The sequence below is a fragment of the Streptomyces sp. NPDC048424 genome (assembly GCF_040651555.1).
Classification (GTDB): Bacteria; Actinomycetota; Actinomycetes; order Streptomycetales; family Streptomycetaceae; genus Streptomyces.
Map to the genome: position 1 here is coordinate 173,912 of NZ_JBEZKE010000004.1, position 18,207 is coordinate 192,118.

Below are 18,207 nucleotides of genomic sequence, written 5' to 3' on the forward strand. Positions count from 1 at the left end.
AGGCGGAAAAAGGGCATCACTGGCGCATGTTCTCCGTGGCCAACCAGGACGCCGCCGCACGCATTCCCCTCGTGCGAGGATTCGACACAAGAACGCGATCCCGCACGAAGGAGTGCACGTGCCCGGTGAGAATCTGTCCCGCGACGAGGCCCGTGAGCGGGCCGAACTGCTGTCCGTCGACGGGTACGAGGTGGTCCTCGACATCACCTCCGCGGTGGACGAGGCCGAACCGGCCGAGGGCCCGCGGACCTTCCGCTCGGTGACGACGGTCCGCTTCCGGGCCGCGACCGCCGGCGGCTCCACCTTCGCGGACCTGATCGCCCCCTCGGTGAACGCCGTCACCCTGAACGGGCGGGCGCTGGACGTGGCCGCCGTCTTCGACGGGGCGCGGATCGCCCTGGACGGCCTGGCCGCCGAGAACGTCCTGGTGGTGGACGCGAACTGCGCGTACAGCCGGACCGGCGAGGGCCTCCACCGCTTCGTGGACCCGGAGGACGGCGAGGTCTACCTCTACACCCAGTACGAGCCGGCCGACGCGCGGCGGGTGTACGCGAACTTCGAGCAGCCGGACCTGAAGGCGCCCTACCGCTTCGAGGTGACCGCCCCCGAGGGCTGGCAGGTGTGGAGCAACGGCGCGGAGGAGTCGCGCGAGGCCGGGGTCTGGCGGTTCGCCGAGACCCAGCCGATCTCCACGTACATCACGTGCGTGGTGGCGGGCCCCTACCACTACGTCACGGACACCTACACGCGCGGGGACCTGACCATCCCGCTGGGCGCGATGTGCCGCAAGGGACTGGCGAAGCACTTCGACGCGGACGACGTCTTCCTGGTCACCAAGCAGGGCTTCGACCTCTTCCACGAGATCTTCGACTACCCGTACCCCTTCGGGAAGTACGACCAGGCCTTCGTGCCGGAGTACAACCTGGGCGCGATGGAGAACCCGGGGCTGGTGACCTTCCGGGAGGAGTACATCTTCCGCGGCAAGGTCACGCAGGCCTCGTACGAGCGGCGCGCGAACGTCATCCTGCACGAGATGGCCCACATGTGGTTCGGCGACCTCGTCACCATGAAGTGGTGGGACGACCTGTGGCTGAAGGAGTCCTTCGCGGACTTCATGGGCTCCTTCGGGCTCGTCGAGGCCACCCGCTTCGACCAGGCGTGGGTCAGCTTCGCCAACAACCGCAAGGCGTGGGCCTACCGCGCCGACCAGCTGCCGTCCACGCACCCGATCACGGCCGACATCCGTGACCTGGAGGACGCGAAGCTGAACTTCGACGGCATCACCTACGCCAAGGGCGCGGCGGTGCTGAAGCAGCTCGTCGCGTACGCGGGCCGGGAGGCGTTCCTGGAGGGCGCGCGGCGCTACTTCAAGGCCAACGCGTACGGGAACACCACGCTGGACGACCTGCTGTCGGTGCTCGCCGAGGTCTCCGGGCGGGACATGGCCGAGTGGTCGCGGGCCTGGCTGCAGACGGCGGGCGTGAACGCCCTCGCCCCGGTGGTGACGTACGACGCCGGCGGGCGCGTGACGGAGCTGGCGGTCGTGCAGGAGGGCGAGGAGCTGCGGCCGCACCGGGTCGCGGTGGGCCTGTACCGGCTGGAGTCCGACGGGTCCCTGGTGCGCTACGCGCGGGCAGACGCGGACGTCTCCGGCGCGCGGACCGTGATCGCCGAGCTGGCGGGCGCGGAGCGGCCCGACCTGGTCCTGGTCAACGACGAGGACCTCACCTACTGCAAGATCCGCTTCGACGAGGGCTCGCTGGCCACGCTGCGGGCGCACCTGGGCGACCTGACCGACCCGCTCGCCCGCGCGCTCAGCTGGTCGGCGCTGTGGAACCTGACGCGGGACGGCCTGATGCCGGCGCGCGACTTCGTCCAGCTGGTCCTGGCGCACGCGGGCCGGGAGACGGACGTCGGCGTCCTGCAGCAGCTGCACGCGCAGGCCCTGACCTCGGTCACGCACTACGCGGCACCGGACTGGCGCGAGCAGGGCGGCCGGGACCTGGCGGCGGGCGCGCTGCACGAGCTGCGGCTGGCGGCGCCGGGGTCGGAGCACCAGCTGACCTGGGCCCGCTTCTTCGCGGCGAGCGCGGCCACGGAGGGCGACTTCCAGCTGCTGCTGGGGCTGCTGGAGGGCTCGGCGCGGATCGACGGGCTGGACGTGGACCAGGAGCTGCGCTGGGACTTCCTGCTGCCGCTGGCCGCGCACGGGGCGGTCGACGAGGCCGTGCTCACCGCCGAACTGGCGCGCGACGACACGGCGTCGGGCAAGCGGCACCAGGTGCGGTGCCTGGCGGCGCGGCCGTCGGAGGCCGTGAAGGACCAGGCGTGGGCGGCGGTCGTCGAATCGGACGCACTGTCCAACGCGCTGGTGGAGGCGACGATCGCGGGCATGCAGCAGTCCTCGCAGCGGGGCCTGCTGGCGGCTTACGCGGGGCGCTACTTCGAGGTGATCGAGCGGGTGTGGGCGGACCGGTCGATCCAGATCGCGATGGATGTGGTGAAGGGTCTGTACCCGTCGCTGCAGGCCGACTCGGCCACGCTCGACGCCACTGACGCGTGGCTGTCGGCCCACGCCTCGGCCGCGCCGGCCCTGCGCCGCCTGGTGCTGGAGGCCCGCGACGACCTGGCCCGTGCCCTGCGCGCCCAGGCCTGCGACGCGGCGGCGGGCAACTAGCCTGCGGCACCGCTGCCGGGGCTCCGCCCCGGACCCCGCGCCTCAAACGCCGGCGAGGCTGAACATCCAGCCCCGCCGGCGTTTGAGCGCCGCGCCGGCTCCCCCACACGGGCGCACCCCATCGGCAGTCGAACGCCCGTACTTTAGCCCCAGCTTGTCCGGATTTGTCGACGAGCGTGTAACAGGGGTTAGCAAGGCCATGGCCTGAGGGAATCACCGCGTCATGAACCACAACGCACCCCTCCCCCTCGCCCACCTCACCGGCAGCCGCCCCCGCGTGCTGACCCTCGCCCAGCTGCGCGAGCACGGCGTCACCGCCTCCGACGCCGCCGAGCGGCCCTGGCAGCAGATCCTGCCGGGGGTGTTCCTGCTCCACTCCGGGCCCGCGACCAGCGAGGAGCGGCTGCACGCCGCACTGCTGTACGCGGGACGGCGCGGCGCCGGCGAGGCGATGATCACCGGGCTGGCGGCGCTCGCCCTGTACCGGTTCGCCTCCGCGCCCGCGCTGCTCGCCCTCTCGCACATCGACGTGCTGGTGCCCGGGACCCGGCGGCTGCGCTCCACCGGGGACGTGCGGATCGTGCGGGCGCACACCCCGCCCCGCTCCCAGGAGGTGACCGGCCTGCCGGTGGCGCCCGTCGCGCGGGCCCTCGCCGACGCGGTCGCCCAGCTCTCCGACGCCGGCACCGTACGCCGCCTGCTCAGCGAGGCCGTTCGCGGCGGGCACTGCGAACCGGCCGCCGTCGTACGGGAGCTGACGGTGGCCCGGCTGCTGAACCGGCCGCACGTGGTCGACGCCGTCGAGTCGCTGCTCGCCGAGGGCCGCGCCATCGCCGAGGACCGGCTGTACCACCTCGTACGGGGCTACGAGCTGCCCGAGCCCGTGTGGAACGTGGACCTGCGGCTGCCCGGCGGCCCGCACCTCGGCGGGGTGGACGCGTTCTGGCCCGAGCAGTCCGTGGCCCTGGAGATCGACACGCGCGCCCCGCGCCAGGGTGAGGACGAGGAGTGGTCGGAGTCCGTCCGCAAGCGGGAGACGCTGGAGCGGCTCGGCGTGACCGTCATCCACATCACCCCGCGCAAGCTCCGCGACTGGCCCGAGCAGCAGGCCGCGGTCGTCCGCACCGCCCTGACGGCGTCCGGCGACCGCGAGCCCGCCGCCTATCTGGTGGTGCTGCCCAGGTGAGGCGAGTACTCCGGGGTGCTCCAGAGCAGCCGCCCCGGATGCAGACCCTCCACCACCGACTCCACCCGGAAGCGGGTGCGGCGGCTCCCGTCGGCCCCGAACTCCGTTTCGGCCCGGCCGCTCAGCTGGAGGACCGCCCCGCTCTCCCAGTCCGGGAAGAGCAGCCCCGCCCGCGGATCGACGGTCAGGTTCCCCAGGGTGAGGAACATGGCGTTGCCCGCGTAGTCCGGCCAGGCCAGCTCGGTCGGCGAGAGCACCTCGACGAAGCCGGGCAGCCCGCCCCGGTGACTGGCCTCGACCCCGTCCGCCCCTGCGGTGGTGGCGACGAAGAAGGTGTCGGCGGCGCGGACGGCCCGTTCCTGGTCGGGGGTGAGCGCGTGCCCGCGCCGCACGACACCGGCTCCTCGCGCGGCGAGCTCCAGGGGCTGCCGTTTCTGGAGGTACTTGGGGCAGTTGGCGAAGACCCGCTCGGCCCGGACCGCGAACCCGCGACCTGTCGGCTCCAGGGTCCCGTTCAGCCGCATCCGGCGACGGGTGCGCGGGTCGAGCGCGATGGCGCCGACCCCGGTCCCGTCCGTGGCCAGCGCATCCGCGAGCGGATCACCCGCCGGCAGTCCGCCGGTGACCGTGACGCGGTCCGGCCCGGTGGCCCGTACGAAGCCCGGCGGACCGGTGAGCAGGGAGGCCCACATCCGCCCGGAGGCGTCGGCCGCGCCGACGACCAGGTGCGGCTGGAGCCCGAGGAAGGCGGCGGCGACGTCCCCGACGCCCGCGCCGATCGAGCGGCCGACGTGTTCGGCGAGCTCCCGTACGCCGACCCGCTCCTGCACGGCCAGCGCGCCCCGGTGGTAGGTCATGACGGCTCCCTTCCGCAGGGATGTCCACAGCCCCTCTATCTAACCTTCTATCTTTAGGTTAAAGGTTAGCCCGGAGGGAGTCAACCGCTCACGTACCCTTAAAGGGTTAGCCAACCGGCGAGAAGGGCGAGAGGGACATGACGGCAGCGGACCCACGCCCCCTGACCGGGGAACCGGTCTCCCTCGACCTGCTCAACACCCGCTGGGTGACCGACGGGGAGCCGCAGGACCTCTTCGCCGGAGCGGCCGGACTGACCCGGGTGCAGGGGCTCGCGGTCTGGCTGGAGAGCACCGGCCTCGCGGAGCGCTTCCGCGCCGACGCGGCGACCCTCGTCCACCTGCTGACCGCGCGCGAGGCACTGGCCCGCGCGGTCGCGGACCCGGCCGACGAGAGCGCCCGTGCGCTGGTCGACGCCGTACTGGAACACGGGCGGATCCGCGCCACCCTGACCGCCGGGGGCCCGGGCGAGCGCACCGAGTTCGACGACCCGACCTGGGGTCCGGCCTGGACGGCGGCCCGGGACTACCTGGAACTGCTCGCCGGCACACCCGGCCGGATCCGCTCGTGCGCGTCCGAGACCTGCGTCCTGCACTTCCACGACACCTCGCGCAACGGCACCCGGCGCTGGTGCTCGATGGCCGCCTGCGGAAACCGGGCGAAGGCCTCGCGCCACTACGCGCGCACGCGCGAGCGCTGAGCACGCGGAATCTGTCACACCCGCTCTGGGACCGTTCATCACGGCAAGGCGGGAAAGTCTACAAATCTACTCTTCAGCACCCTTGGTTCGCACCACTGTGCCCCGGTACGGCCGCGCTGGCGCATACGCCGCACTGGCGAGAGTCCGCCACGGCAGGTCTCGGTCAATGACAACCCTCCCCAAAGAGCTGTCACGTGAGGAAAGCTGACCGGTCATCCGGCACCGAAATCCGGACCGTATCTTTCACTTACCAGGGATGCTGATGACCCTCGAATCCCCCAGCTCCATACCCGGGGCCAGACGCGTCGCACGCGTCGCGGCCGCGGCCGGTCTGGTCGCCGCCCTCGCGGCCACCGGCGCCGCGCCCGTGTTCGCGGCCCCCGGCGCGGAGACCCCGGGCACCACGCCCGCGGTCAAGTCCGCCGACCAGAAGCTCGGTTCGGCCGACGCCGAGCTGCTCCAGGAGGCCAAGGCCAAGGGTGACGCGAACGTCACCGTCATGGTCGCGACCGCCCCCGGGCAGACCAAGCAGGTCTCCGACCAGCTGGGCGCCGTCCAGGGCGCCTCGGTGGGCCAGACGTACGACAACCTCGGTTACGTGCGGGCCACCCTGCCCACCGGCAAGGCGGACGCCGCGCTGAAGGCGGCCGCCAAGCTGTCCTCGGTGCACGGAATCGACCTGCGGCACGAGATCCAGCTGCCGGACCCCCGTCCCGACGCCAAGGGCGAGTCGGGCGCGGTCAAGAAGACCGCCGCCGAGACGTACCCGGCGCCGGACAAGAACACCCCGGCGAAGAACCCGTACAACCCGTCCTTCGAGACGGGTGCCGTGGACTTCGTGAAGCAGAATCCGCAGGCCGACGGCCGTGGCGTGACCATCGGCATCATGGACTCGGGCGTCGACCTCGGCCACCCGGCCCTGCAGAAGACCACCACCGGCGAGCGCAAGATCGTCGACTGGGTGACGGCCACGGACCCGATCACCGACGGCGACGCCACCTGGCGCGCCCAGATCACTCCGGTCACCTCCGCGGGCGGCACCTTCACCGCGGGCGGCCAGAGCTGGAAGGCCCCCGAGGGCTCCTTCCAGTGGAGCCGGTTCAGCGAGTCGATCACCGCCACCGGCGACATGCAGGGCGACGTCAACCGGGACGGGGACACCAGCGACCGGTTCGGCCTGCTCTACGACGCCGCCGCCGGCACCGTCCGCGTCGACACCGACCAGGACGGCGACTTCACGAACAACGAGCCGATGAAGCCGTACAAGGACGGCTACCAGATCGGCTACTTCGGCACGGACAACCCGGCGACCGACGTCGCCGAGCGCATCCCGTTCGTGATCGAGATCCGCAAGGACGTCCCGATGGACCCGCTGGGCGGTGACTGGATCGGCAAGAAGGCCGACTTCGTCAACGTCGGCATCATCGAGTCCGAGCACGGCACGCACGTCGCCGGCATCACCGCCGCCAACAGCCTCTTCGGCGGCAAGATGAACGGCGAGGCGCCCGGCGCGAAGCTCGTCTCCTCGCGCGCCTGCTCCTGGTCCGGCGGCTGCACCAACATCGCGCTGACCGAGGGCATGATCGACCTGGTCGTCAACCGCGGCGTGGACATCGTCAACATGTCCATCGGCGGTCTGCCGGCGCTGAACGACGGCAACAACGCCCGCTCGGAGCTCTACAAGAACCTCATCGACACCTACGGTGTCCAGCTCGTCATCTCGGCGGGCAACGAGGGGCCCGGTGTCAACACCATCGGCGACCCCGGTCTCGCGGACAAGGTCATCTCCGTGGGTGCCGCGGTCTCCAAGGAGACCTGGGCCGCCAACTACGGCTCCGGCGTGACCAAGAAGTACAACATGTTCCCCTTCTCCTCGCGCGGTCCGCGTGAGGACGGCGGGTTCACGCCGACCATCACCGCCCCCGGCGCGGCCATCAACACCATCCAGACCTGGCTGCCCGGCGCGCCCGTGAAGGAGGCCGGCTACACCCTGCCGGCCGGTTACGGCATGCTCCAGGGCACCTCGATGTCCTCGCCGCAGGCGGCGGGCGCCAGCGCCCTGCTGATCTCGGCCGCCAAGCAGCAGAACATCAAGCTGACCCCGGCGAGCCTGCGCGTGGCGCTCACCAGCACCGCGAAGAAGATCGACGACGTCCCGGCGCACGCCCAGGGCTCCGGCCTGATCAACGTCCCCGGCGCGTGGGAGTCCATCCAGCGCGACGCGAAGGCGAACGAGTTCACCGTCAAGGCGCCGGTCGACACCGCGATCGACCAGTTCCTGAAGACCCCGGGCTTCGGCACCGGCCTCTACGACCGCGAGGGCGGCCTCAAGGTCGGCCAGAAGAAGGTCTACGACGTCGTCGTCACCCGCACCACGGGCGTCAAGTACGGCACCCGGCACAACCTGAGCTGGCGCAACAACGACGGCACCTTCAAGGTCATCGGCGGCTACGACTACGTCACCCTGCCCCTGAACAAGCCCGTCACCATCAAGGTCGAGGCCAACGTCAAGTCGGCCGGCGTGCACAGCGGCATCCTGCAGCTGGACGACGAGACCAGCGAGGGCATCGACAAGCAGATCCTGACGACCGTCGTCGCCTCCGCCCCGCTGGCGAAGCCGTCGTTCACGTTCTCGGACTCCTCCTCGGTGCAGCGCAACAGCCACAAGTCGTACTTCGTCACCGTGCCGCAGGGCGCGAAGACGCTGGAGGTCGCCCTCGGCGGTCTCAAGCCGGGCAGCCAGACGCGCTTCATCTCGATCCACCCGTACGGTGTGGGCGTCGAGGACAGCGCGACCACCCAGTGCTACCCGAACTACGACAACCCGGCCAACGCCTGCCGCCCCGACCTGCGTTCGTACGCCGAACCGCAGCCGGGCGTCTGGGAGATCGAGGTCGAGTCGCGCCGTACGTCGCCGCTGCTCGACAACCCGTTCAAGCTGGACGTCTCCGTCCTCGGCGCGGGCTTCGACCCGGCGGTCAAGGTCCTCCCCGAGGTCAAGCAGGGCACCCCGGCGCCGGTCCAGTGGACCGTCAAGAACGACGCCGCGGCCATCTCCGGCGGCAAGCTCAAGGGCGGCCCGCTCGGCTCCGCGAAGGTCGCCAAGCCGACCATCGCGAACGGTGAGACCCAGACCTCCGAGGTCACGATCGGCGAGGGCGTCTCCCGCCTCGACGTCGCCATCGGCAAGGTCTCCGACACCGGCGCGGACCTCGACCTCGAGGTCTACAAGGACGGCGTCAAGGTCGGCGCCTCCGCCGACGGCGACTCCGAGGAGGCCGTGAGCCTGGTCAACCCGGCCGCCGGCACCTACAGCGTCAAGGTCATCGGCTACGCGATCCCGGCCGGCACCACCACGTACGACTACCGCGACGTGTTCTTCTCGGCCGCCCTGGGCTCCGTCCAGGTCGACGAGAGCGCCGCGGTGAACCTCGCCAACGGCGCCTCGGCGTCCGTCTCGGCGAACGTCCTGGTCAACAGCGCGGCCCCCGAGGGCCGGCAGTTCTTCGGCCAGGTCCAGCTGCTCAACGCCCGCGGCACCGCCGCCGGCACCGGCAGCGTGCAGATCGAGAAGGTCCTCCCGTAACCCGGTAGGAACCCGGCACGACAGCGGGGGCGGTGCTCGTAAGAGCACCGCCCCCGCCTGTTTCCCCCGGCCGCGCTTCGGGCCTACTTGCCCAGCGAGCGCAGCGACTCGGCGTAGGTGCCGACCGCGTGGGCGATCACGTCCAGGTTGGTGTCGAAGGCCTTGAGGTCCAGGTTCTTCAGGTTGTCGCCCGCGCCGTGGTAGTTCGGGTCGTACGGGGCCCCCGCGGTGCCGCCGTAACGCTTGGCCTGCTCGGCGGTCTTGATGCCCTCGGCGCCGGTGAAGGTGCCACCGGCCGGGATGCCGTTCGCGATGAAGGGGCCGTAGTCGGAGCGGCCGTCGAAGTCACTGCCCTCGTGCGGCTTGGCCTTCTTGTCGAGGAAGCCGTTGATCAGCGCCTCGATCTGCGCCGAGCCCGCCGGGCCCGCCCCCGCGCCGGTCTTGTCGGAGTCGTCGCCGTCGTAGACGAACTGCACCGGGTTCGGCGAGGCGATCATGTCGAAGTTCAGGTAGAGCGCGATGTCCTTCTTCTGCTTCTCCGACAGCTGCGCGACGTAGTGCTCCGAGCCCAGCAGGCCCAGCTCCTCCGCCGACCACCAGGCGAAGCGGACCTTGTTGGCGGGCCCCTTGCCCTTCTTGTTGGCGCCCTCGTCGGCCAGCTTCAGCGCGACCTCCAGCAGACCGGCCGAGCCGGAACCGTTGTCGTTGATGCCCGGGCCCTCGGGAACCGAGTCCAGGTGCGCGCCGACGGTCACCACACGGTCGGAACGTCCGCCGCGGGTCTCGGCGATCACGTTGCGGGTGGTCTTCTTCACGTGCTCCTGGTCCAGGTCCAGGCGTACGCTCACCTCTCCCTGGGCCGCGGCCGCGGTCAGCGCCTCGCCGTCGGCCAGTGTGATGCCGGCGCTGGGGATGATCCCCTCGTCGGGCGAGGAGAACCCGCCGCGCACCGGGGTGGTGCCGCTGTGGTTGTAGACGATGACGCCGACGGCGCCGGCCGCGGCGGCCGCCCGCTGCTTCTCCACGAAGGTGCAGGCACCGCGCTTGACCAGGGCGATCTTCCCGGTGAAGGCGCCGGCCCGGTAGTCGTCCGCCGTGCAGCCGGGGGTCTCGTCGACCCGCGCGAGGGCGAGCGGGGCGGCCAGGCCGCCGGCCGGGGTGGACTTGGTGAAGGTGAAGGCGGCGGTGGCCAGCTCGCGGGCCCCGGTACCCAGGACGGTCGTCTTCTCCGTCTTCGTGTGCGCCTCGTAGATGTCGAAGTCCTGGTACGAGACCTGGTACCCGGCCTTCTTCAGCGTGTCGTGTACGTAAGCGGCGGAGGCCGCGTGGCCGGGCGTGCCGGCGGCGCGGTTGCCGCCGTTGGCGTCGGCGATCTGCTGGAACCTCGCCAGGTGGCGGTAGGCGCCGCGGGCGCTCACCTCCTCCACCAGCTCCTTGGCGAGCCCGCCCTCCCGCGGGTGGGCGGCCGCCGGAGTGGCGGTCAGCAGGACGGGTGCGGCGACGGCGGCGGCCGCGAGGGCGGCGAGCGCCGGTATGGACCGGCGGCGGTGGCGGATGGCGCGCACGGTGGATCTCCCCGAGTCGGATGTTCGTTCTGCGGTCGGCCATGTCCGGAATGCGGGTCATGGCAGATCGGACGCTAACCGGCTCTGACCTGGCAAAACGGATGTTCAGGGGCCCTGCAACACGCCCGCCACGGACTCGTCACACACGTTCACGCTCCGGACACCGTCCGTTCCTCGGACAATGGATTGGACAAGGCTCGTGGGGTCGAACGCATGATGGCTCCACGCGCGCCCGCGTCGTACGTACCAAAGGAGTCACCGTGAGGGTCGGAATCGTCGGAGCCACCGGACAGGTCGGCGGAGTCATGCGCGGCATCCTCGCCGAGCGGAAGTTCCCGGTGGACGAGCTGCGGCTGTTCGCCTCGGCCCGTTCCGCGGGCTCCACCCTCGAGTGGGAGGGCAAGGAGATCACCATCGAGGACGCCTCCACGGCCGACTACTCGGGCCTGGACATCGTGCTCTTCTCCGCGGGCGGCTCCACCTCCAAGGCCCTCGCCGAGAAGGTCGCCTCCCAGGGCGCCGTCGTGATCGACAACTCCTCCGCCTGGCGCCGCGACCCCGACGTGCCGCTCGTCGTCTCCGAGGTCAACCCGCACGCGATCAAGAACCGCCCCAAGGGCATCATCGCGAACCCGAACTGCACCACCATGGCCGCGATGCCGGTGCTGCGCCCGCTGCACGACGAGGCCGGCCTGTCCGCGCTGATCGCCACCACCTACCAGGCCGTGTCCGGCTCGGGCCTGGCCGGCGTCGCCGAGCTCGACGGACAGGTCAAGGCCGTCGCCGGGGACGCGACCGGGCTGGTCCACGACGGCGGGGCCGTCGGCTTCCCCGAGCCGGGCGTCTACAAGCGGCCGATCGCCTTCAACGTGATCCCGCTCGCGGGCTCGATCGTCGACGACGGTTCCTTCGAGACCGACGAGGAGCAGAAGCTCCGCAACGAGTCCCGCAAGATCCTGGAGATCCCGGAGCTCAAGGTCTCGGGCACCTGCGTGCGCGTGCCGGTCTTCTCCGGCCACTCCCTCCAGATCAACGCCCGCTTCGACCGCCCGATCAGCGTCGAGCGCGCCTACGAGCTCCTCGGGGACGCCGCGGGCGTCGAGCTGTCGGAGATCCCGACCCCCCTCCAGGCCGCCGGCAAGGACGCCTCGTACGTGGGCCGCATCCGCGTCGACGAGACGGTGGAGAACGGCCTCGCGCTGTTCCTCTCGAACGACAACCTCCGCAAGGGCGCGGCCCTGAACGCGGTCCAGATCGCTGAGCTCGTCGCGGAGGAGCTCCGCCAGGGCTGATCCCGGCGCACGCACGGCTGAGGGGCGGATGCCGGACGGCACCCGCCCCTCCCGCACGTCACGGCCTGCGCACCTCGAACAGGAAGCAGCCGAACTCGGCGGCGCGCACGTGCACGAGGACCACCGCGGGGTCCGCGAAGGCCTCGTCGAGGGCCCGCTCGATCATCCCGTCGGGATCCGCACCCAGTTCCAGGACCTGCCCGCCGAGGATGTGCCCGCGGGCGTCGTAGCGCCGGAGGGTGCGCCGCACGCCGGGCCGGGCGAACGGGTGGCCCCCACCCTCCGACGGTCCGCCGCAGTCCTCGGCGTGGATGAAGACGGGCCCCTGCTCGTCGTAAGCGCCCGGATCCACACCCGTGGCGGCGGCCCAGCGCCGCAGCGGTGCGTACGAGACGAGCGCGATCCGCTCACCGGCCGTGCCGGGTCGCAGGCAGCACCGCAACGGCGCCCCGCCCTCGTCATCGGTGTACGGGACGCAGTCCCGCCCCGCGTCGTCGCGGTCGCGGAGCTCCTTGAGCGCCGCCTCGCCCACGGGCCTCGCCCGGTATGCGCTGTTCATACCCATCAGCATGGCGCAGCCGACCGGCGCAATCCGGCAGGTTTCCGACCTCGTGTTCGCCGGTGGATTACTCCGCGCCGGTGACGCCCCCCTCGTGTCAGGATGACGGGGCAACGTCACCATCAAAGGAGATGACCGCGTGCCAGGCACGAATCTCACCCGTGAAGAGGCTCAGCAGCGGGCAAAGCTGCTCACCGTCGACTCCTACGAGATCGAACTCGATCTCAGCGGGGCGCAGGAGGGTGGCACCTACCCGTCCGTGACCACCGTGCGCTTCCAGTCGGCGGAGGCCGGGGCCGAGACCTTCATCGACCTGGTCGCACCGGCCGTGCACGAGGTCGTCCTCAACGGCAGGTCGCTGGACGTCGCGGCGGTCTTCCGGGACTCCCGCATCGCCCTGGCCCACCTGGCGGCCGGGGCCAACGAGCTCCGCGTCGTCGCGGACTGCGCCTACACCAACACCGGTGAGGGCCTCCACCGCTTCGTGGACCCGGTCGACCAGCAGGCGTACCTCTACACCCAGTTCGAGGTGCCGGACGCGCGGCGGGTTTTCGCCAGCTTCGAGCAGCCCGACCTGAAGGCCACGTTCCAGTTCACCGTGACGGCCCCCGAGGGCTGGACGGTCATCTCGAACTCGCCGACGCCCGAGCCGAAGGACCGGGTGTGGGCCTTCGAGCCGACCCCGCGCATCTCCTCGTACATCACGGCGCTCATCGTCGGCCCGTACCACGCGGTGCACAGCTCGTACGAGGGCAAGGACGGCCAGTCCGTACCGCTCGGCATCTACTGCCGGCCCTCGCTCGCCGAGTTCCTCGACGCGGACGCGATCTTCGACGTCACCCGGCAGGGCTTCGACTGGTTCCAGGAGAAGTTCGCCTACGACTACCCCTTCGCCAAGTACGACCAGCTCTTCGTGCCGGAGTTCAACGCGGGCGCGATGGAGAACGCGGGCGCGGTCACCATCCGCGACCAGTACGTCTTCCGCTCGAAGGTGACGGACGCGGCGTACGAGGTGCGCGCGGAGACGATCCTCCACGAGCTCGCGCACATGTGGTTCGGCGACCTGGTCACCATGGAGTGGTGGAACGACCTGTGGCTGAACGAGTCGTTCGCCACCTACACGTCGATCGCCTGCCAGGCGTACGCCGAGGGCTCGAAGTGGCCGCACGCGTGGACCACCTTCGCCAACTCCATGAAGACGTGGGCGTACCGGCAGGACCAGCTGCCGTCCACGCACCCGATCATGGCCGACATCCGTGACCTGGACGACGTCCTCGTCAACTTCGACGGCATCACGTACGCCAAGGGCGCCTCGGTGCTCAAGCAGCTCGTGGCCTACGTCGGCCAGGACGCCTTCTTCAAGGGCGTGCAGGCGTACTTCAAGGCGCACGCCTTCGGGAACACGCGCCTGTCCGACCTGCTGGGCGCCCTGGAGGAGACCTCCGGCCGCGACCTGACCGCCTGGTCGAAGGCGTGGCTGGAGACGGCCGGCATCAACATCCTGCGCCCGGAGATCACCACCGACGCGGACGGCCGGATCACCGCCTTCGGCATCCGCCAGGAGGCGCCCGCGCTGCCCGCCGGCGCCAAGGGCGAGTCCACCCTGCGCCCGCACCGCATCGCGGTCGGCCTGTACGAGCTCCAGGACGGCGCCCTCGTGCGCACCGACCGGATCGAGCTGGACATCGACGGCGCGCTCACCAGGGTGCCGGAGCTCGCCGGCCGGGCCCGCCCGGCGGTCGTCCTGCTGAACGACGACGACCTGTCGTACGCGAAGGTCCGCCTCGACGAGGAGTCCCTCGCCACGGTCACGGCGCACATCGGCGACTTCGCGGAGTCCCTGCCGCGCGCCCTGTGCTGGGCCTCCGCCTGGGACATGACGCGCGACGGCGAGCTCGCCACCCGCGACTACCTCGCGCTGGTCCTCTCGGGCATCGGCAAGGAGTCCGACATCGGCGTCGTCCAGTCGCTGCACCGCCAGGTGAAGCTGGCCGTGGACCTGTACGCCGACCCGGCGTGGCGGGAGCAGGGCCTGGCGGCCTGGACCGGGGCCACGCTGGAGCACCTGCGCGCGGCGGCCCCGGGCAGCGACCACCAGCTCGCCTGGGCCCGTGCCTTCGCGGCCACGGCCCGCACCGAGGAACAGCTGACCTACCTGTCGGCGCTGCTCGACGGCACGGCGGAGATCGAGGGCCTGGCCGTCGACACCGAGCTGCGCTGGACGTTCCTGGAGCGGCTCGCCGCGACGGGCGTCGCCGAGGAGGGGGCCATCGCGGCGGAGCTGGAGCGGGACCCCACCGCGGCCGGTGAGCGCCACGCGGCGACCGCGCGGGCGGCCCGCCCGACGGCGGAGGCCAAGGCTCAGGCGTGGGCCTCGGTGGTGGAGTCCGCGGACCTCCCCAACGCGGTGCAGGAGGCCGTGATCGGCGGCTTCGTCCAGACCGACCAGCGCGAGCTGCTGGCCCCGTACACCGCGAAGTACTTCGCGGCGGTCAAGGAGGTCTGGGACACCCGCAGCCACGAGATCGCCCAGCAGATCGCGGTGGGGCTGTACCCGACGCTCCAGGTCTCCGCGGACACGCTGGACGCGACGGACGCGTGGCTGGCCTCGGCCGAGCCGAACGCTGCGCTGCGCCGGCTCGTCTCGGAGTCCCGCGCGGGCGTCGAGCGCGCGCTGAAGGCCCAGGCGGCCGACGCCGCTGCCGCTGCCGCTCAGGTCTAAGGGCCTCCGGGCTCCGCCCGCACCCGCGGAAGCAACGCCTCCCGCGGGTGCGGCGCCGTTCCCGGGGACCAGCCCCCGGACCCCCGCGCCTCAAACGCCGGCGAGGCTGGATCTGCCAGCCGTCCGGCGTTTGAGGACCGGGTCCGGGCGGAGCCCGGGTATTTCAGCCCGCCCGGCGTTTGAGGGCGCGGGCGCGCAGCGCACGTACGGGTCAGCGTTGCGCGGCGACGGCGCGTAGCGCGGACAGGACGTGGGAGAGGGCGGGCGCGGCTTCGGCGCCACGCCGGACCGCGGCGATCACGTGCCGCGTCGGGCGATCGTGCGCGAGGACCCGCACCGCCACGCCCGACGCCCGGCTCGACACCATGCGCGGAACCAGCGCCACCCCCATCCCCGCCTCGACCATGGCCAGGATCGCCGTCCACCCGGACGCCGAGTGCGCCTGTTCCGGGACGAAGCCCGCCGCCTCGCACGCGGTGCGGGTGATCTCCGACCAGGGGCCGCTGCCCCCGTAGATCCACCGGTCGCCGGACAGGTCCGCCAGCCGCAGCCCCGCCGCGCCCGCCAGCGGATGCGCCGGCGGGAGCGCCACGTCCAGCGGGTCCTCCAGGAGCGTCACCCGGGTGAACCGGGCGTCCCGCGCGGTCGGCGCGTGCGCGGCCAGCGACAGCGCCAGGTCCACGCCCCCGGCCGACAGGAGCTCGTACGACTCCGCCGCCTCGGCCTCCCGGACGCGTACCTCAACCCCCGGACGGGTCTTGCGCAGTGCCGCCACCGCAGGGACCACGAGCGCCGGCACGGCCGTGGAGAAGGCGCCGACCCGTACCTCGCCCGCGTCCCCAGCCAGATATCCGGCCAGCTCCGCGTCGGCCGCCTCCAGCTGCGCGAACACCGCCTCCGCGTGCCGCAGTACGAGGTGGGCCGCGTCGGTGAGGCGGACCCGCCGGCCCTCGGCCTCCAGGAGGGTCACCCCCAGCTGCCGGGCGAGGTTCGTCAGCTGCTGCGAAACGGCCGAGGGCGTCATGTGCAGCGCCTCGGCCGTCGCGGTCACCGTCCCCTGTTCGGCGAGGGCCCGCAGGATCCGCAGCTTCTTGATGTCCCACTCGCTCATGGGCCCGAACCTACCGCCGCGCACCGAGCCCGACACCGCCCAGGATCAGCGCCATGCAGAGCAGTTGCGCCGGTCCGGTCCGTTCGCCCAGGAGCAGGAAGCCGAGGCCCGCCACGCACACCGGCTGGAGGTAGTAGACGACTCCGGCGCGGGCCGCCCCGATGATCGTGATCGCCTTGTTCCAGGCGAAGAACGCGACGGCCGAGGAGAAGACCCCGACGTACAGCAGCGGGCCGACCGTCCCGGTGGTGATCTCGAAGCCGCCCTGGACGGAGACGGAGACGGCGTAGACGGGAGCCAGCATCAGCGCGCCGAGCACGAAGGTGGTGATCAGGAAGGCCAGTCCGCCCAGTTCGGCGGGCTTGCGCCGCAGCAGGGCGCTGTACGTGGCGAAGGAGAGGGCCGCGCCGAACATCCACAGGTCGCCGGCGCCGAAGTCGAAGCCGAGGGAGCCGTCCCCCACGAGCAGCAGCACGCCGAGGGCGGCGAGCAGCATCCCGAAGGTCCGCCTGGCGCCGAGCCGTTCGCCGCCGAGGCGGGCGTAGAGCGCCATGATGACGGGCGAGGCGGCCATGATCATGCCCATGTTGGAGGCGGAGGTGGTCAGTCCGGCCTGGTGCACGAGCGTGTTGTAGAGGGCGACGCCGAAGAGCGAGGCGAGGGCGATGTAGCCGAAGTGCCGTCGGATCAGGGCCCGCTGCTGCCAGGCCTGGCGGGCGGCGAAGGGGGCGACGGCGATGAGGGCGATGATCCAGCGCCAGAAGACCGCCTGGACGGGCGGGACGGTCTCGGCCATTCCCCGGGTGGCGACGAAGCTGCCGGACCAGACGACCGTCGCGGTCAGGGCGAGGAGGACGCCGAGCCCGGCGGCGCCCTTCTTCCCCGTGCTGCCGGGCTCGGCGTGCGAAACGGTGCGGACGCGGTCGCGGTCCATGACGGCCACTGTGTGTCTCCCCCTCGGGGTCGGTCTGGCTCTCTGTCGTCGGACTACCGTCGCACCTGCCCATCGGTCAGGTCCATCGAAATGTTTTTATCCATCTGTTCAGTAGAACTGAAAGGTCGGGGGGTGCGGGCGGCGGCCAGCTGACCGGCGACGGTGGCTCCGAAGGCGATCGCCATGCCCACGAGCTGTACGGGCGACAGCGCCTGGCCGAGGGCGGCCCAGCCGATGACGGCGGCGGTGAGCGGGGAGAGCGGGCCGAGCAGGGTGACCGAGGTGGCGGTGAGCTGTCCGATGCCGCGGAACCAGAGCCAGTACGCGATGCCGGTGTTGATCAGCATCATGTAGCCGTAGCCGAGGAGGGCACTGCCGTCGAGCGCGGGCGGGGCTCCCTCGACGAGGGCGGCCACCGGGATGATGAACAGCCCCCCGGCGGTGAGCTGCCAGCCGGTCATCGCCAGCGGGCCGACGCCCTCGGGGCGGCCCCAGCGCTTGGTCATGACGGTGCCGGCGCCCATGGAGGCGGAGGAGACCACACCGGCGATGACGCCGACGAGGTCGAGCTTCGCCTCGGCGGTCAGGACGACCATGCTCACGCCGAACGCCCCCACGACGGCGGCCAGTACGGTGCGCAGGCTCGCCCGCTCCCCGAGGAGGAGGGCGGCGAGTCCTACGACGAACAGCGGGCCGGCGGCGCCCAGTACGGCCGCGACACCGCCGGGGAGCCGGTAGGCGGAGAGGAAGAGGAGCGGGAAGAAGGCGCCGATGTTGAGGATGCCGAGGACGGCGGACTTCCACCACCACTCGCCCTTGGGCAGGGTGCGGGCCAGGGCGGTCAGCAGCAGGCCGGCGGGCAGGGCCCGCATGACCCCGGTGAACAGCGGCCGGTCGGGCGGCAGCAGTTCGGTGGCCACGGCGTAGGTGGAGCCCCAGGAGATGGGGGCGAGGGCGGTCAGGGCGACGGTGGCGAGGCGCTTCATGGCGGGTGGCTCCCCTGTCGGGTGAGGAAGGAGG

The 18,207-nt window shown here is 71.7% G+C and carries 12 protein-coding genes; 6 read left to right on the forward strand and 6 right to left on the reverse strand.

The features are described from left to right. Nucleotides 1-118: 118 nt before the first annotated feature. Together pepN (AB0D29_RS07640) and AB0D29_RS07645 are read left to right on the forward strand one after the other, a co-directional pair. Nucleotides 119-2,677, forward strand: coding sequence for an aminopeptidase N (pepN, locus tag AB0D29_RS07640; protein WP_362852634.1), 2,559 nt, complete (start codon nucleotides 119-121; stop codon nucleotides 2,675-2,677). Nucleotides 2,678-2,900: 223 nt separating this feature from the next. Continuing rightward, nucleotides 2,901-3,863, forward strand: a complete 963-nt coding sequence (locus AB0D29_RS07645; protein ID WP_362852635.1) for a hypothetical protein — start codon at nucleotides 2,901-2,903, stop codon at nucleotides 3,861-3,863. Here the strand turns inward: AB0D29_RS07645 and AB0D29_RS07650 are convergent. Next, complete coding sequence (locus tag AB0D29_RS07650; protein ID WP_362852636.1) at nucleotides 3,839-4,720, reverse strand: pyridoxamine 5'-phosphate oxidase family protein; 882 nt, start codon at nucleotides 4,718-4,720, stop codon at nucleotides 3,839-3,841. The two genes, AB0D29_RS07645 and AB0D29_RS07650, sit on opposite strands and share 25 nt — an antisense overlap. Before the next feature lie 137 nt (nucleotides 4,721-4,857). Between AB0D29_RS07650 and AB0D29_RS07655 the strand changes: the two genes are divergently transcribed. Both AB0D29_RS07655 and AB0D29_RS07660 read left to right on the forward strand, forming a co-directional pair. After that, nucleotides 4,858-5,418 carry a CGNR zinc finger domain-containing protein gene (locus AB0D29_RS07655; RefSeq protein WP_362852637.1) on the forward strand — a complete coding sequence of 187 codons (561 nt, stop codon included), beginning with the start codon at nucleotides 4,858-4,860 and terminating at the stop codon, nucleotides 5,416-5,418. 262 nt (nucleotides 5,419-5,680) lie between these two features. Further along, nucleotides 5,681-9,004 carry a S8 family serine peptidase gene (locus AB0D29_RS07660; RefSeq protein ID WP_362852638.1) on the forward strand — a complete coding sequence of 1,108 codons (3,324 nt, stop codon included), beginning with the start codon at nucleotides 5,681-5,683 and terminating at the stop codon, nucleotides 9,002-9,004. 83 nt (nucleotides 9,005-9,087) lie between these two features. Here the strand turns inward: AB0D29_RS07660 and AB0D29_RS07665 are convergent, their stop codons facing one another. Further along, complete coding sequence (locus tag AB0D29_RS07665) at nucleotides 9,088-10,569, reverse strand: M28 family metallopeptidase (protein ID WP_362852639.1); 1,482 nt, start codon at nucleotides 10,567-10,569, stop codon at nucleotides 9,088-9,090. Nucleotides 10,570-10,829: 260 nt separating this feature from the next. Here AB0D29_RS07665 and AB0D29_RS07670 point away from each other — a divergent pair, with 260 nt between their 5' ends. After that, a complete protein-coding gene (locus AB0D29_RS07670; RefSeq protein WP_362852640.1) occupies nucleotides 10,830-11,861 on the forward strand; it encodes an aspartate-semialdehyde dehydrogenase in 1,032 nt (343 codons plus the stop codon). A gap of 58 nt (nucleotides 11,862-11,919) precedes the next feature. Here AB0D29_RS07670 and AB0D29_RS07675 read toward each other — a convergent pair whose 3' ends face one another. Then, nucleotides 11,920-12,420, reverse strand: a complete 501-nt coding sequence (locus AB0D29_RS07675; RefSeq protein WP_362852641.1) for a DUF1203 domain-containing protein — start codon at nucleotides 12,418-12,420, stop codon at nucleotides 11,920-11,922. Between the two features lie 139 nt (nucleotides 12,421-12,559). On the opposite strand from AB0D29_RS07675, the gene pepN (AB0D29_RS07680) reads away from it, so the two are divergent. Next, nucleotides 12,560-15,142, forward strand: coding sequence for an aminopeptidase N (gene pepN, locus AB0D29_RS07680; protein WP_362852642.1), 2,583 nt, complete (start codon nucleotides 12,560-12,562; stop codon nucleotides 15,140-15,142). 211 nt (nucleotides 15,143-15,353) lie between these two features. Here the strand turns inward: pepN (AB0D29_RS07680) and AB0D29_RS07685 are convergent, their stop codons facing one another. Genes AB0D29_RS07685 through AB0D29_RS07695 form a run of 3 tightly spaced genes read right to left on the reverse strand, consistent with a single transcriptional unit; the run spans nucleotide 15,354 to nucleotide 18,173 of the window. Further along, nucleotides 15,354-16,253, reverse strand: coding sequence for a LysR family transcriptional regulator (locus AB0D29_RS07685; RefSeq protein ID WP_362852643.1), 900 nt, complete (start codon nucleotides 16,251-16,253; stop codon nucleotides 15,354-15,356). 10 nt (nucleotides 16,254-16,263) lie between these two features. Then, nucleotides 16,264-17,187, reverse strand: coding sequence for a DMT family transporter (locus tag AB0D29_RS07690; RefSeq protein WP_362852644.1), 924 nt, complete (start codon nucleotides 17,185-17,187; stop codon nucleotides 16,264-16,266). Between the two features lie 53 nt (nucleotides 17,188-17,240). Continuing rightward, nucleotides 17,241-18,173, reverse strand: coding sequence for an EamA family transporter (locus AB0D29_RS07695; protein WP_362852645.1), 933 nt, complete (start codon nucleotides 18,171-18,173; stop codon nucleotides 17,241-17,243). Between the last annotated feature and the right edge of the window lie 34 nt (nucleotides 18,174-18,207).

Bases quoted from the DNA above. Each gene is read 5' to 3' on its own strand.
- AB0D29_RS07675 (WP_362852641.1), bottom strand. From the start codon at position 12,420: ATGAACAGCGCATACCGGGCGAGGCCCGTGGGCGAGGCGGCGCTCAAG.
- AB0D29_RS07695 (WP_362852645.1), bottom strand. From the start codon at position 18,173: ATGAAGCGCCTCGCCACCGTCGCCCTGACCGCCCTCGCCCCCATCTCC.
- AB0D29_RS07685 (WP_362852643.1), bottom strand. From the start codon at position 16,253: ATGAGCGAGTGGGACATCAAGAAGCTGCGGATCCTGCGGGCCCTCGCC.
- AB0D29_RS07690 (WP_362852644.1), bottom strand. From the start codon at position 17,187: ATGGACCGCGACCGCGTCCGCACCGTTTCGCACGCCGAGCCCGGCAGC.
- AB0D29_RS07655 (WP_362852637.1), top strand. From the start codon at position 4,858: ATGACGGCAGCGGACCCACGCCCCCTGACCGGGGAACCGGTCTCCCTC.
- AB0D29_RS07660 (WP_362852638.1), top strand. From the start codon at position 5,681: ATGACCCTCGAATCCCCCAGCTCCATACCCGGGGCCAGACGCGTCGCA.
- AB0D29_RS07645 (WP_362852635.1), top strand. From the start codon at position 2,901: ATGAACCACAACGCACCCCTCCCCCTCGCCCACCTCACCGGCAGCCGC.
- AB0D29_RS07650 (WP_362852636.1), bottom strand. From the start codon at position 4,720: ATGACCTACCACCGGGGCGCGCTGGCCGTGCAGGAGCGGGTCGGCGTA.